The 14,803-nt window shown below is 69.4% G+C and carries 11 protein-coding genes; 8 read left to right on the top strand and 3 right to left on the bottom strand.

The features are described 5' to 3' along the window. The first annotated feature begins 43 nt into the window (after window positions 1-43). The 3 genes from AB0K08_RS12350 (at window position 44) to AB0K08_RS12340 (ending at window position 4,012) form a co-directional block, all read left to right on the top strand. Window positions 44-1,234, top strand: a complete 1,191-nt coding sequence (locus tag AB0K08_RS12350) for a cytochrome P450 (RefSeq protein ID WP_363354860.1) — start codon at window positions 44-46, stop codon at window positions 1,232-1,234. 43 nt (window positions 1,235-1,277) lie between these two features. Then, window positions 1,278-2,618, top strand: a complete 1,341-nt coding sequence (locus AB0K08_RS12345; protein ID WP_363354858.1) for an MFS transporter — start codon at window positions 1,278-1,280, stop codon at window positions 2,616-2,618. Window positions 2,619-2,797: 179 nt separating this feature from the next. After that, window positions 2,798-4,012, top strand: a complete 1,215-nt coding sequence (locus AB0K08_RS12340) for a cytochrome P450 (protein WP_363354856.1) — start codon at window positions 2,798-2,800, stop codon at window positions 4,010-4,012. Between the two features lie 36 nt (window positions 4,013-4,048). On the opposite strand, the gene AB0K08_RS12335 is transcribed toward AB0K08_RS12340, so the two are convergent. Further along, window positions 4,049-5,734, bottom strand: coding sequence for a dihydroxyacetone kinase family protein (locus tag AB0K08_RS12335; protein WP_363354854.1), 1,686 nt, complete (start codon window positions 5,732-5,734; stop codon window positions 4,049-4,051). Between the two features lie 50 nt (window positions 5,735-5,784). On the opposite strand from AB0K08_RS12335, the gene AB0K08_RS12330 reads away from it, so the two are divergent. Together AB0K08_RS12330 and AB0K08_RS12325 are read left to right on the top strand one after the other, a co-directional pair. Next, complete coding sequence (locus AB0K08_RS12330) at window positions 5,785-6,294, top strand: MarR family winged helix-turn-helix transcriptional regulator (RefSeq protein WP_363354852.1); 510 nt, start codon at window positions 5,785-5,787, stop codon at window positions 6,292-6,294. 122 nt (window positions 6,295-6,416) lie between these two features. Then, window positions 6,417-7,448: an ABC transporter substrate-binding protein gene (locus AB0K08_RS12325; protein WP_363354850.1), complete on the top strand. Its 1,032-nt coding sequence runs from the start codon at window positions 6,417-6,419 to the stop codon at window positions 7,446-7,448. Between the two features lie 107 nt (window positions 7,449-7,555). Here the strand turns inward: AB0K08_RS12325 and AB0K08_RS12320 are convergent, their stop codons facing one another. Together AB0K08_RS12320 and AB0K08_RS12315 are read right to left on the bottom strand one after the other, a co-directional pair. Beyond that, window positions 7,556-8,842, bottom strand: a complete 1,287-nt coding sequence (locus AB0K08_RS12320; protein ID WP_363354848.1) for a cytochrome P450 — start codon at window positions 8,840-8,842, stop codon at window positions 7,556-7,558. Window positions 8,843-8,856: 14 nt separating this feature from the next. Then, window positions 8,857-9,867 (bottom strand): ABC transporter substrate-binding protein, encoded by a 1,011-nt coding sequence (locus AB0K08_RS12315; protein ID WP_363354846.1) that lies wholly within the window; start codon window positions 9,865-9,867, stop codon window positions 8,857-8,859. A 90-nt stretch (window positions 9,868-9,957) separates the two neighbouring features. Here AB0K08_RS12315 and AB0K08_RS12310 point away from each other — a divergent pair, with 90 nt between their 5' ends. The 3 genes from AB0K08_RS12310 to AB0K08_RS12300 all read left to right on the top strand — a co-directional run bounded on the left by AB0K08_RS12310 (window position 9,958) and on the right by AB0K08_RS12300 (window position 14,795). After that, window positions 9,958-10,728 carry an IclR family transcriptional regulator gene (locus tag AB0K08_RS12310; RefSeq protein ID WP_363354844.1) on the top strand — a complete coding sequence of 257 codons (771 nt, stop codon included), beginning with the start codon at window positions 9,958-9,960 and terminating at the stop codon, window positions 10,726-10,728. Between the two features lie 246 nt (window positions 10,729-10,974). Continuing rightward, window positions 10,975-13,482, top strand: coding sequence for an S-layer homology domain-containing protein (locus AB0K08_RS12305; protein ID WP_363354842.1), 2,508 nt, complete (start codon window positions 10,975-10,977; stop codon window positions 13,480-13,482). Between the two features lie 116 nt (window positions 13,483-13,598). Next, the gene (locus AB0K08_RS12300; RefSeq protein ID WP_363354840.1) at window positions 13,599-14,795 is read left to right on the top strand and encodes an MFS transporter; all 1,197 of its coding nucleotides are present in this window, start codon (window positions 13,599-13,601) and stop codon (window positions 14,793-14,795) included. The last annotated feature ends 8 nt before the right edge of the window (window positions 14,796-14,803 follow it).

Below are 14,803 nucleotides of genomic sequence, written 5' to 3'. Positions count from 1 at the left end.
AGTCATAGTCGATTCCGAACCCGCACCGTCGAAGGAGGAACCCTTGACCATCACCCAGCCCGCCGTGGACGTCTCAGCACTGCCGGTGGTCGATCTCGACACCTCGGCACTCGCCGACGACCCCTATTCCACCTATCGGCACCTGAGGGAGACTGCACCGGTCGTCTGGGCCCCCGCGATCAACAAGATCCTGTTCACCACGTTCGAGGCCTGCGCCTACGTGGAGAACCACCCGGAGATCTTCAGCTCCCACGTGGAGGGGGCAGCCATGGTCAAAGCCCTGGGGGGACGACCCCTCATCCGCAAGGACGACCCGGACCACGCCACCGAACGCCAGTCCATGAACCGACCCCTCCGGCCGCGGAATATCCAGGGGGCGTGGAACGCGCTCTTCGAGCAGAACGCGGAGACCTACCTCGACCGGCTCGTGGAGGCCGGTCCGGGCGCGGACCTGAACACGGAGTTCGCCATGCCGCTCGCCGGCAAGAACCTGATCGACATGCTCGGCCTGCACGGGGTGGATCCGCTGGACATCGCACGATGGAGCCTCGACTTCATCGCCGGCTCCGGCAACGTCACCGACGACCCGGACATCTGGCTGCGATGCGAGACCTCCCGTGCCGAATGCGACGCCGCCCTGGACGAGGCCATCCCACGGCTCCGGGCCCATCCCGACGCCTCCATCACCTCCGCGATGCTGGCCGGCGGCCTTCCGGAGGACGCGGTACGGAACAACGTGAAGCTGACGATCTCCGGGGGGATCAACGAGCCCCAGCACATGATCACCAACATCGTCTACGAGCTCAGCCGCCATCCCGAGACGCTGGAGGCCGCACGCCAGGACCCCACGACGTGGGACTCGATCTTCAACGAGGCGGTTCGAAAGTACACGCCGATCGGCATGATCACGCGCGAGACCGTGGCTAAGGGTGAGTTCGAGGGCTTCCACATCCCGGCGGGCGCTCAGGTCGGTGCCCTGCTGGCATCCGCCAACCGGGATGAGGGCCGATTCCCGGATCCCGACGGATTCTCCCTCCACCGGAGCGAGACAACATCCCTGGCCTTCGGTCGCGGCGTACACCAGTGCGCCGGCAAGTGGGCCGCCCAGTCGTCCATCGGTCGCATCGCCATCCCGCGGCTCTACGAACGCCTGCCGGACCTGCACCAGGACCGCCCGGAAACCTGGAACGGCTGGGTCTTCCGTGGCATGACCTCCCTACCCGTCACCTGGTGACATCCCCCACCCCCACTCCGCCCCCATCCCGAAAGAGCACCCCATGACCCATACCACTGTCGAACTGGAGGCGTCGGGCAGCACCGCGGCCCCCTCCCGCAAGGAACGACGCCTCGTCATCGCGTCCAGTTACCTGGGCACCACGATCGAGTTCTACGATTTCCTGCTATATGCAACGGCCTCTGCGGTCGTCTTCGCCCCCGTGTTCTTCTCCGGATTGGACCCCTGGGCCGGCACCATCGCCTCCTTCGGCACTTTCGCCGCAGGCTACATCGCGCGCCCCCTGGGCGGCGTCGTCTTCGGACACCTCGGAGACCGCTGGGGTCGCAAGAAGCTCCTCGTCGCGTCCATGATGATCATGGGTCTGGCCTCCACCGCCATCGGCCTGGTCCCGGATGCCAGCGTCATCGGCCCCTGGGGTGCAGTCATCCTCGTCTGCCTCCGCGTCCTCCAGGGGATCGCCGTCGGCGGCGAATGGGGCGGCGCAGCCCTCATGGCGCTGGAACACTCGGACCAGAAGTCCCGGGGATTCGCAGCGTCCTTTGTCAACGCGGGCGCCCCCTCAGGGTCCGTCCTCGGGCTGCTGGTCATGAGCGGCTTCGCCACGATGCCCCAGGAGCAGTTCCTGTCCTGGGGGTGGCGCGTGCCCTTCCTGCTGTCCTTCGTCCTGCTCCTGCTTGGCCTGTTCGTCCGCGCAAAGGTCACCGAGAGCCCCGTCTTCCTCGAGGCCCAGCAGAAGCTAGAGGAGGAGGCCACCACCGGCGTCAAGCAGAGCATCCCCCTGTTCGAGGTGCTGCGCCGCCCCAAGACGCTCATCCTCGTGATCCTGGCCTCGGTGTCCGCCTTCGCCCTGCAGACCCTGCTCTCCACGTTCGCCATCTCCTACTCGGTGTCTGCCGGCAACCCCCAGCCGCAGGTCATGCTGGCGTTCGCCGGTGCGGGCATCATCTCCATCGCCACCACCCTGTTCATGGGACGCCTCTCCGACCGCACAGGCCGGCGTCCCCTGCTGATCATCGGCAACGCCCTCTTCATCCTGGTCATCCCCGCGGTGATGTTCCTGGTGGGGCAGAACAACATGCTGCTGGTCTTCCTCGGATTCACCCTGGGCATCGTGGTGCAGACCGTTATGTACGGCCCCATGGCGGCCTTCATCGCCGAGCGGTTCGGCACCAAGAACCGCTACACAGGCGCCTCCATGGGATACCAGATCGCCACATTGATCGGTGGCGGGTTCACGCCGCTGGTCCTCGCCACCCTCTACGCCGGCCAGAGCCTGACACCGGTGGTGGGGTACCTCATGGCCCTGGCCGTCGTCAGCCTGGTCACGGTGCTGTTCATGGCCGAGTCCAAGGACCGGAGCCTGCACGCCGAGACGGAGTAGCCAGCGAGAAGCTGAAGAGGAAGGAGGCCCGGAAGTACATCTTCCGAGCCTCCTTCCATGGTGCCCCGTTGCGCCGCGTGCATGCCCTCAAGCCAGGCTGTTGCCGACAGGCGTGACCCATGACACCATGGGTTGCAATAGCAACTTGATGTCGCTTCGCCCCCTCGAAGGAGAACTCCATGACCGCGCCTGCCCACGGCGTCCCAGCCCAGGCCCCCACTCTGGACTTGGATCCGTTCTCCATCCCGTCACTGCAGGATCCCTTCCCGATAGAGGACGCCATCCGTGAGGCTGGACCGGTGGTGTGGTTGGAGAGCCACGGGATCTGGGCCACGGGACGCGCAGATCTGGTCCAGCAGGTGTTCCTGGACCAGGAGACGTTCATCTCCTCCCACGGCACGGGGCTGACCAACACCGCCTTGGAGGACAACTGGCGCAAGCCGAGCGTGATCCTCGAGCAGGACCAACCGCAGCACACGGTGACGCGTAAACTGATGAACTCGGCGCTGTCCCTCAAGGTGGTCAAGCAGCTCAAGGACGACTTCCAGGCCGCGGCCCATGCCATCGTGGCTGAGGTCTGCGGCCGCGGCGAGTTCGACGCCGTCACCGACCTGGCGGAGGCCTACCCCCTGCAGGTACTCCCGGACGCCATCGGCCTGGCCCCCGAGGGGCGCGAGCACCTCCTGACGTACGCGAATCTGAACTTCCAGGCCATGGGACCGCGGGACACCGCACTGTATGAGGAGGCCGTGAACCAGGCCGCCGAGGCCAAGGAGTACGTGGAGTGGCAGATGCGGCGGGAGAACCTGGACGAGTCCAGACTGGCGGGGAAGTTCTTCGCCGCCGCGGACACCGGGACGATCACGGAGGAGACGGCCGGACTGCTCGTGCGCACCTTCCTCTCCGCTGGACTCGACACCACCATGCTCGGGATCGGCAACGCCCTCCTGGCCCTTTCCCGCAACCCCGGTGCCTGGAGTGCCCTGCGGGAGGATCCCTCGCTCGCCCGCACCGCCTTCGAGGAGACCTTGCGCTGCTACGCCCCGAGCCCCTACATCGGTCGGACCGTGGGCACCCGGACCGAACTCGGCGGCGTGGTGCTCGAGCCTGAGCAGAAGATCGTCAACTGCGTCTCCGCCGCCAATCGCGACCCCCGCCGGTGGCAGGACCCAGAGTCCTTCGACATCACCCGAGACGTCCGAGGACATGCGGCCTTCGGCTACGGCATCCACGCCTGCGTCGGACAGATGATGGCCCGCATGGAGGCCGAAAGCCTGCTGACTGCCGTCGCCACGCAGGTACAGTCCCTCGAGGTCACGGCCGAACCGGTCCGGAAGATCAACCACTGGCTGCGCGGCTACTCCTCCCTTCCGATGCGGGTCACCCTGAAGTAGGCGGGCGGCCCCGCACCGGTCGGCGGCGGAGGCGACTCAGCCGCCGGCCTCCAGGGCCCCCGCGGCTGCATCCAGCCAGAGGTACACAGCCCACGCTCCCGGATCAGGATGCCCTTTGACCCGATCGCCCGCATAGCTGGACCTCCCCCGGCGCGGCGCCATGTCCGCGGTGGCCTCTGCCCCGGCACGTGCCGCGTCAGCCGCCGCGCGAAGTGCCCCAGCCAGCGGGGCGCCTGCTGCATCGGCGAGTGCTCGGGCGGCGGGGTTCAGGGCATCGAGCATGGTCCGGTCCCCCGGCTGAGCTCCGCCGAGGCCTTGGATGCCCTGTTGGCCGGCAGCCAGGGCTCGAGCCCAATCCCCCACCGTCGGAGTTTCCAGCCCTGCCAGCTCCTCCGAAGCTTTCAGCAGGAAGACCGCGTAGAGCGGTCCCGACGTGCCGCCGATGCTCCGCCGGGCCACCGCGGACATGTGGCGCAGCAGCCGGTCCGGGCGGGCCGGCAGGTCCGCTGCAGACTCGAGCACCGCGCGGGCGCCACGGTCCAGACTGTGGCCCAGGTCGCCGTCGCCCACCTGCTGGTCCATGGCTGTCAGCTCGGGCTCGGCGTCCCGGAGCGCGGTCAGGGTCCGGTCCAGAACAGCGCCACCCGGCCCGGAGAGCGGCGGCCCCTCCAGCTCCGGCGCGTCGGCGGCGGGTGCCGCCACATACGGGTCGGCGTTGATCCGGCCATCCAGCGCAGGCCAGGCCGAGGTCTGCACCGGGGCATCCAACAGCTGAATCAACCCATCATCCACGGCCAGCAGGGTCAGGGAGACCCCCGCCATCTCCATGGCTGTCAGAAAAGTCCCGGACCAGGCCCGCTCCACGGTGATGCCGCGCGCCCGCAGCCACGTCAGGGCGGAGTCGGCCACAATCGATACCTCCATGGCCGAGCTTCCACCGAGGTTGTTGACCAGCAGTGCCACCCGGCCGGCGTCGGGAACACGTCCCGCGTCCAGGCAGGCGGAGAGCAGCCGATCCACCGTCGCCTCAGACGAGGCGGCGACCGAACGCTCCACCCCCTGTTCACCGTGGATCCCCAGCCCCCACTCAACCTCGTCCTCACCCAGCTCGAAGCTGGGAGTACCAGCCGCCGGGACGATGCAGGAGCCCAGCGCCACTCCCATGGTGGCCAGCGCATCGGCGGCGCGCTGAGCCGCGGCAGCCACAGCGTCAACGTCGCGCCCCGCGGCAGCCGCCGCCCCTGCGATCTTGTGCACCAGCACGGTCCCGGCGATCCCCCGATCTCCGGCGTGCTCCGCAACGCCAGTCAGGGCCACGTCATCCGCCACTACAACCATCCGGGCCTCGATCCCGTCCGCGCGCGCCAGTTCCGCCGCCAGGCCGAAATTCAGCCGGTCGCCCGTGTAGTTCTTGACCACCAGCACGACGCCGGCCCCGGCATCCACCGCGCGGATCCCCATGAGGACGTCGTCCACTGAGGGCGAGGTGAAGACCTCGCCGGAGACGGCTCCCGAGAGCATGCCGGGTCCCACGAACCCCGCGTGCGCCGGCTCGTGCCCGGCCCCGCCACCGGAGAGGACGGCCACGGTGCCGCGCCCGACGGCCGCAGAATCCACCACCGTGCGGGTGCCCTCCAGTAGGCGCAGGCGCGGGTTCAACCGGACCATTCCGGCCAGGGACTCGATCACTGCGTTCCGCGGGTTGTTGATGAGCTTCTTCATGCCGTCCTTCGTCTCTTCAGATGGTCACTGTCAATGGTTGGATGGGCACCATGACGCCCCCCGAACCGATCCGCTCCCCGCTCGATCACACGATCGACCGGGAGACCTTCACCCCCGCCTACCTGTCCCTGGTGGACAACGCCCACGTGTGGGGCGGCTCCCGGATCTACAACGAGCATTTCGGTGTCACCTCCCCCGACTTCGCCATTCTCTCCACCCTGTCCAACCGACCGGGCTGCCAGGCTGTGGACATCTCGGAGCAGGTGGCGCTGGACAAGTCGGTGGTGAGCCGGCGGCTGCAACGGCTGCGGGACAAAGACCTCATCTGCTGGGAGCAGGACGGATCTCGCCGACGCCTCTACCTGACAACCGCCGGGGCCCGGGTGCACGATGCCGTGCTGCCAGTGGCCCTGGAAAGGGCCGAGCTCATGCTCACCGGGTTCTCCGACGAGGAACGCGCGCAGCTGCAGACTTTCCTGCGGCGGATGTACGAGAACATCCCGCTGATGAACCACCCCACGTCCGTGGGTTCGACCGCTGCGTCTCATGGCAACTCCTGATTCCTCCCCGCATTCTTGAGCGCGGGTACTTGTCGGATCGTATGTGACATGCCACACTCGTTGCAATTGCAACTCAAGTTGGTGGGACGTCCGAGTCCACCCGAACACCCAGGCAGGTCACCTTGAAGAGAATCACCGCGGCCCTGGCCGCCACCACCGCATCCCTGTTGCTATTGACCGGCTGCGGTTCCGGCACCCCCTCCGGCGCGGCATCGTCCAGCGGCGAGACGGGCAACCAGGCCGGCGCCGAGGGCTCCAGCAGCGCAGCGTCCGACGAGCTGACAACGGTCCGCGTGGCTGCGGTCCCCGTGGTGGACGTGGCCGCCATCTACCTCGGTGAGGAGAAGGGGTTCTTCGCGGAGAAGGGCATGACGATCGACATCCAGTTCACCCCCGGCAGCTCGATCTCGATCCCGGCCCTGCTGCAGGACCAGTACGACGTGGTGTACACCGGCAGCGTGAATGCCTTCCAGGCCCGCGAGACGGGCCTGCCCGTGATCGCGGTGGCCGAGGGCGGGCGCACCACCGGGGAGCCCGGGGCGGACCACGGCGGGGTCGTGGTACCCGAGGACTCGGAGATCCAGGACGCCGGCGACCTCGAGGGCAAGTCCGTGGCCGTCAATGCGGTCAAGGGCCTGCACGAGGCGGCCATCCGCCAATCGGTCAAGAAGGCCGGCGGCGATCCGGACCTGGTGCAGTTCCTGGAGCTGCCCCTGCCGGACATGCAACCGGCCCTGGAGCGCGGCTCTGTGGACGCCATCTCCACCTCCGAGCCCTTCCTCGGCAACGCCAAGGACGCCGGGCACCGATTGATCGCCGACCCGTACATCGATGTGGACCCCGAGTTCGTCACCGCCGTCTACCTGACCTCGGAGCAGAAGTGGGCCGAGGACCCGCAGTTCGTCAAGGACTTCGTGGAGGTGGTGAAGCGGTCCCAGGAGTACGCCACGGAGAATCCGGACGAGTTCCGCACCGAGCTCTCCAACTTCACCGAGATCGATCCGCAGACCGCGGAGACAATGATCCTCACAAAGTTCGGCTGGGGCTTCCCGGAACAGGCCATGCAGCGCGGTGCCCAGGCCACCGAGGAGGCTGGCATCATCGAGGACGCCGCAGCAGGTCTCGACGGCCTCGTGGTGGATGTCCAGCAGTAGCCAGCCCCCCCTCCAGACAGAACTGGCGGTCAGGTCCGGCCCACCTACTCTCGAGTAACCACGAGAATCGGGCCGGATCTGACCGCCAGTTGCGCGTGAGTGAGTGATCAGGCCGCGGTGAGCCGCAGGGGCAGCCGCTCCCAGCCGCGCAGGGTGTTGTTCAGCTGCAGCTCCGGCTCACCGGCCACCTCGATGGTGGCGACCTTGCGGGCCAGGGCGCCGAGCAGGCACTCCCCCTCGAGACGGGCCATGATCTGCCCGACGCAGGAGTGGATGCCGAAGCCGAAGCCCACGTGGCCGGAGGCCTGGCGAGTGAGGTCGAAGGTGTCCGGGGCCTCCCAGTGGCGGGGGTCCCGGTTGGCGGCGGCCAGGAACATCAGCACCTTGGAGCCCTCCGGGAGGGTCACCCCGGAGACCTCGGTGTCCTCGTTGACCGTGCGGAAGAAGGTCTGCACCGGGGAGACGAACCGGACGGTCTCGTCGAAGGCCACGCGCGCCTTGGACGGATCCTCGCGCAGCAGGGCCCACTGCTCGGGGTGCTCGGCCAGTTCCCGCAGGGCCGCACCGATCCCGTGCACCGTGGTGTCCACGCCCGCGGTCAGGAAGGACCGCAGCAGCCGCGCGGCCTCGTCCTCGTCCAGTCCGGCCTCGGCGGCCTTCTCATGCAGGGTGGCCCCGAAGCGCCCCGGCTTCGGGGTTCCCACCACGCACTGCTCGGCGATCCACGGGGTCGCCTTGCCGCCGTCCTCCATGGCCTGCTCGTAGAGCCGGTTCTGCGGGCCGAAGGCGTTGAAGGCCATGTTGCCGTAGGGCAACAGGTTCTCCCGTCCCTCGGCGGACAGCCCGATGAAGTCCGGGAAGACGGACAGCGGGTAGGCCGCGGCGAGGTCGGCGACCCCGTCGATCTCCACGGTGTCACCCTCGGCGAAGAGCGCCTCCACCATCCGGTTCGCCGTCTCCTGGAACTCGTCCCGGATCTGGCGCATGGTCTTGGGGTTGAACACCGAGGTGGCCACCTTGCGCGCCCGGGTGTGCTGGGGCGGGTCGGCCTCCAGCAACAACGACGGCGGCCGCCAGGGTTTGTTCTTCTTGTAGTCTGCCAGCCCCACGCCTCGTCCGGAGACGAAGATCTCGTGGTTCTGCAGCACGTGGACCACCTCCTCGTAGCGGGCCACCGCATAGACGCCGTACTGCGGGATCCAGGCCACGGGCCCGGCCTCGCGCAGCGCCTCGTGCATGGGGTAGGGGTTGGTGAGGGTGGCATCCGAGAACGGGTCGTGGTCCACCACCGCCACCCCGGCGGGCGGTGCCGGGACGCCGGCCGGCGGCGTGGGCCGCTCGCCGTGAGGGTTGCCCGTGGCCGGGGCCGGGCGGGTCGTGGTCATGTCAGTCATCTCAGGTTCTCCGTTCAGTCCGTGTAGGTGGCGCCCTGGACGTCCAGGGCCTCGTCGATCAGGTCGTACTCGAGCATCAGGTCGGCGCCCTCCTGGACCTTGGCCACGTCCACCTCTGCGGCGAAGACGGGCAGGTCGATCTCCTGCACCACCTCCGCGGTCACGGTGGTGAACTCCGGCACCAGGGCGGCGAAGGCCTCGCGGTTGCCGTCCAGGTCCTCGATCGACCGGCCCAGGGAGTCGCGCAGCCCCGCGATGACCTCGGGGTTGGCCTCGGCGTAGTCCCGGGTGGTGATCCATCCGGCTACCGGCATGTCGGCCGCGGGCCCGGCGAAGAGGTTGCCGATCTTCACGAGTCCGGCCTGCTCAGAGACGGCCTGGAAGGGCTCCACCTGCCAGATGGCGTCGACGTTGCCGTTCTGCACGGCCGCGGCCATGTCCGGGTAGGGCATCTCCAGCACCTCCACATCATCCGGCGAGAGGCCGGCCTCCTCCAGCTGGGAGTACAGGGCCACCGTGCCGATGTTCTGCAGGTTGTTCACGGCGAAGCTCTTGCCCTTCAGGTCTTCGATGCCCTCGATCCCGGAGTCGGGGTCCACGTAGATCCCGTGGTCGTCCGCGCCGACGTCGTTGCCCGCGATCAGCACGATCGGCAGCCCCTGCTGGGCGGCCAGCAGGGCCGAGGTGTAGTTCGCGTAGGTGATGTCCACGTTCCCGGAGGCCAGCGCCGGGATGGCGGCCGCACCGCCCTGGGTCTGGACCAGCTCGGCGTCGATGCCCGACTCCTCCAGGTAGCCCGCCTCATCGGCGTTGACGATGGTCGAGGTGTGCACGAGCGGGAAGTAGCCGATGCTGACCGTCTGCAGCTCCCCGGAGGCGGCCTGCGCCGGGGCGGAGGAGCCCTCGGATGCGCTGCCGGCGTCGCTGGGCGAGCCGGAGCCACAGGCGGTCAGGGCCAGGGCCGCGATCGAGAGCAGGCCGGCCGAGGTCAGGGTCCGGCGGGTGGAGGTCAGGCGTGGCGTCATCGGTGGCTCCTAGGTGTCGAGGTGGACAGAGACCACTATGAGTCGTGTCACACTGGTTCCACACGCTGCTTCTCTCTGAAAGGGATTCTTGTGGCCAGAACCTCGGCGGGCCGGTCCTCCCTGTCCCGGGCCGTGGACCTGTTGGACGCCTTCGACTCCGGCTCCGTGTACCTCACGGCCACGGAGTTGGCGGCCCGCGCCGGCAGCCCCGTCTCCACCACGCACCGGCTGCTCGGTGAGCTGACCGCCCTGGGCCTGGTGGAGCGGTCCGAAGACCGGACGTACCGGATCGGGGCGAGGATCTGGGAGTGGTCGGCCCGCTCGCCGGGGGCGGCCGGCCTGCGGGCCGCGGCGCTGCCCCACCTGCAGAAGGTCCACCACGCCGTGCGCCAGCACGCCCAGATCGGGATCCTCGTGGGCCACGACGTCCTGTTCATCGAGCGGCTCACCGCACCGGACGCCGTGGTGAACTACTCCGTGATCGGCCAGCGCCTGCCCGCACTGGCCTCCTCGTCCGGACTGGTCCAGCTGGCCTGGCTGCCGGAGGCGGAGCAGGACGCCGCCATCGCCGCCGGGGTTCGCCACTACACGCCGCTGACGGTGACCAAGCCGGAGAAGATCCGGCAGCGGCTCGCCGAGATCCGCCGCGCCGGATTCGTGGCCAATGACGGTTTCATCCACACCGCGGCCCGCGGCATCGCCGTCCCGCTGCGGGGCCACCAGGACGACCTGCTCGGGGCCCTGTCCGTCATCGTCCCCAACGACGCCGCCCCCGTCCGCCCCTATGTGACCCTGCTGCAGAACGCCGCCGCGGCGATCGCCCGGGACTACGCGGCGCTGACCCGCGGCCGCCCCGCCTGACGCGAGCCCGACGCGGGGGTGTCGCAGGCCCAAAGCCGCCCCCAAGCCCCACCACAGCGGCAGGCGCCGCCGACCGTGGAGCCGCCCGGCCGGCGTCGTGCCCCGGCCTTTCCGGCGATGTCCCCCGTTCTTGGCATGGAGTTCACCCAACGCCCCCCTGGACGTTGACGGCGCCCGGTGGACTGGACCGGTCACGGTGGGAGAACCCCCACCGATCACCACTCGCGCCTCAAATCGGAGCCCCACATGCAGCGCAAGCTTCCCGCGGCCGCCCTGGCCGGACTCATGACCATCGGCTTCCTGGCCACGCCGGCCACCGCCACGAACACCGGGGAACCCGCCCCCAGCCCGACCGCCGCCGAGTGCGCCGCGCAGGACTTCGCGGACAACCAGCCGGGCAACCACTACTACGACTTCGTGCGCTGGATGCAGTGCACCGGCCTGGCCGAGGGCTTCAGCAACAACACCTTCGGCACCTTCACGGACATCACCCGTGGCGAGTCGCTGTCCCTGGTGTACCGCTACGTGGCGCCGGAGTTCGAGTCCGCCGACCAGTCCTTCCCGGACGTGCCCGAGGACAACGCCCACTTCGACGCCATCAACTGGGGCGTGGCCGAGGAGATCACCACCGGCTACGTGGACGGCGAGTTCAAGCCCGCCCGTGACGTCAGCCGCGGCGAGTTCGCCTCCTTCCTGTACCGCGCGCTCGACCCCGCGCTGGAGGACGCCAAGCTGGAGTTCCCGGACGTCCCGGAGTCCAACGCCCATCATGACGCCATCGCGTGGCTGGCCGCCGAGGGCTACAGCGTGGGCTACGAGGACGGTTCCTTCCGCCCGGACCGGTCCATCACCCGTGGCGAGGTCGCCAAGCTGATGTACGGCTACAACGAGGACCACCCCCGCGAGGAGCCGGGCGAGCCCGAGGTCCCGGAGGTCCCGGAGCCGGAGATGCCGGCCGGTGAGCCCGTCCTGCTGACGGACCCCTTCCTGCAGGACCCGCAGGCGGGCCAGACCACCGTCGCCTGGTTCACCGAGCTGGCGGGCCAGCGCCACTACGTGGTCACCGGGGACGTCTACGGACTGACCGCCGAGGACCTGGCCCCCGCGGTGAAGAAGGCCGAGGCCTCCACCAACGGCGTGTTCCAGTCCGAGGCGCAGAACGTGCAGTTCACCGTGACCCTGGCCGAGTCGGCACAGATGTCCCGGACCGCGGAGGACGCCGACTCCGTCCTCGCCGACGCCCCGGCCGAAAAGGACGGGATCGTCGCCCGGGACATCTTCCGCCACGAGGCCACCGTGACCGGCCTCGAGGAGTCCGGCGAGGTGGACTACCGCGTGGTCTCGGTCTTCGGCGGCACGCCCGTGCTCTCGGACACCTTCACCCTCGAGGACGCCAAGACCGCCGAGGAGGATGCCAACATCCTGCTGACCTCGGACCACCAGGCCAAGGACAACACCCCGGCCAACCTGCAGTGGGCCGAGACCATGTTCGGCCCCGGCGGCATCGACGCCGTGTTCATGGCCGGCGACCTGGCCAACGTGCCGGACCGCGCCTCCGAGTGGTTCGACTCCGAGAACGGCCTGGCCTTCTTCCCCGGCCTGCAGGGCAACGCCGGCTTCGAGGCCCCGAACGGCGAGACCTATGACGGCGGCGAGATCATCCAGCACGCCCCGCTCTACACGGTCATCGGCAACCACGAGGTCCAGGGCCGGATCGACGGCATGGACTCCCTGGACGACTCCTTCAACTCCCCGGTGCCGCGCGAGGTGGCCGAGGCCGAGTACGAGAAGGTGGCCGGCGAGGTCAACCCGTCCGGGGACGAGCAGGTCAAGCAGCAGTGGATCGAGGACAACTCCTTCTCCACCACCACCTACGAGGAGCTCTTCACCCTGCCCGAGTCCGAGGCCGGCGGCGAGCAGTACTACGCCGCCACGGTGGGCAACACCCGCCTGATCTCCCTGTACTCGACCCGCATCTGGCGCTCCGACATCAACAACGAGGACCCGGCCGCCCGCCAGGCGAACACGCGGTACCAGGAGGCGCAGGACAACCTGGACGACCCGCTGGCCCAGGGCCACGGCTCCTTCCCCTTCGAGACCCTGGCCGTGGACTCGGACCAGTACAACTGGCTGCAGGCCGAGCTGTCCTCCGATGCCACCACGGAAGCCGAGAACGTGGTCGTCATGATGCACGAGGGACCGCAGGGCCTGGGTGACAACGTGGCCCCGCACTTCGCCGAGCCCACCCGGATCGAGGAGAAGGACGCCGAGGGCAACGTCACCGGCATCCGCTACGAGTACGAGGAGCGGAACAACAAGCTGCTCACCGACCTCACCCCGCTGATCGACGCCGAGGGCACCGCCGTGGACCTGGTCTTCAACGGCCACTCCCACCTGTGGAACCGCTTCGAGTCCGAGCACGGCGTGAACTACCTGGAGACCTCCAACGTGGGCAACTCCTACGGCGCCTTCCACGAGCTCTCCGGGGATTCCCGCCCAGTCCCGGGCGCACCGTGGAACGCCGAGAACTACGTGGCGCAGGGCAGCCCGGGCGGCCTGGAGCCGATTGCCCCGTCCGAGCGGCCGTTCATGTCCCTGGTGGACCCCTCCGCCGAGGCCCCGTACGTGGCCTCGAACGACTACAGCATCTTCACCAACCTGGACACCCAAGCCGGCTCGGTCACGTCCTTCATCCTGGACACCACGGACCCGGCCGCGGTCCCGGAAGTCCTGGACGTGTTCATGCTGGACTGATCCCCGCCCCACCCCATCACGAGAGCGCTACCTGTCGAGAAACGCCGGTGTCATCGACAGGTGGCGCTCTCGTGTTTTGAGGGGTGCGGGGGTTGCGTGGCGTAGCTTGGCCTGTTGTGAGCACAGCGGACCAGGGAGACCAGCAGAACCACGACGCCGGCCCGGGCCCCTCCCGCGCGCCGCTCGCCATCGGCTTGGCCTCCTTCACCTCGAGCTTCGACCGTTTCGCCGTCAGCCCGCTGCTGGTGTTCCTGGCCCTGGACCTCGGGGTGTCCCTGGCCCAGAGCGTGGCCGTGGCCGGCGTGTACTTCCTGGCCTACGGCTTCACCCAGCCGCTGTGGGGCATGCTCTCCGACCGCTACGGCCGGCTGCGGGTCATGCGCCTCGCCCTGGTGGGGGCCGGGCTGGCGGGTGCGGCATCCGCCGTGGCCCCGGGTCTGGGATGGCTCATCTTGCTGCGGGGCCTGACCGGTGCGCTCTTCGGCGGCATCATCCCCACGGCCATCACCTTCATCGGGGACACCGTCCCGGGCCGCCACCGGCAGTCGGCCCTGGCGGACAACATGGCCGCCACCGCCGTGGGGACGGCGCTGGCCACGGCCGTGGCCGGCGTGGTGGGCAGCACCCTGGGCTGGCGGGTGATGTTCGCCCTGCCCGTGCTCCTGGCCGTGGCCTGCCTGCTCGCCCTGCGCCCCCTGGCCGAGCCCGAGCGCGGCACCGCCCAGGGGCTGTGGCGCTCGCTCGCGCGCACGCTGTCCCACGGGTGGATGCTCGCGATCATCGCCCTGGCGTTCGTGGAGGGCGCCGTGGTGCTGGGCCTGCTCACCCTGCTGGCCCCCGCCCTGCAGGACCAGGGACTGGACGCGGCCACGGCGGGCCTGGCCGTGGCGGCCTACGGTGCCGCCACCCTGGTGGCGAGCCGGCTCGTGAAGCCGCTGGCGCGGCGCTGGCCCGCCCACCGGCTCATCGCGCTCGGTGGGCTGGGCATGGTGGCCGGGTACGCCGCCGTCGCGCTCCAGGTCTCGATCGGCACCGTGGTGTTCGCCGCCGCGGGACTGGGGTGGACGTGGGCGCTGATGCACACCGCCCTGCAGTCCTGGGCCACCGTGGTGCTGCCGCAGCTGCGGGGCACGGCCGTGTCCCTCTTCGCCGCCGCGCTCTTCGCCGGCAGCTCGGTGGGCGCCCTGGTGGCAGGCCCGCTGGCCGACGCCGGCCGCTGGGCCGCGCTGTTCGGCGTCACCGCCGCGGTGGCCGGGCTGGTGGCGGTGCTGGCCTACGCGCTGCGGCGGGCCTACCACCGCCGCCACCCCTGACAACTGGG

It is taken from the genome of Citricoccus sp. NPDC055426, assembly GCF_040677445.1.
Lineage (GTDB): Bacteria > Actinomycetota > Actinomycetes > Actinomycetales > Micrococcaceae > Citricoccus.
Note: the sequence above shows the minus strand (reverse complement) of the source record. Positions and strands in the feature narration are given on the sequence as shown.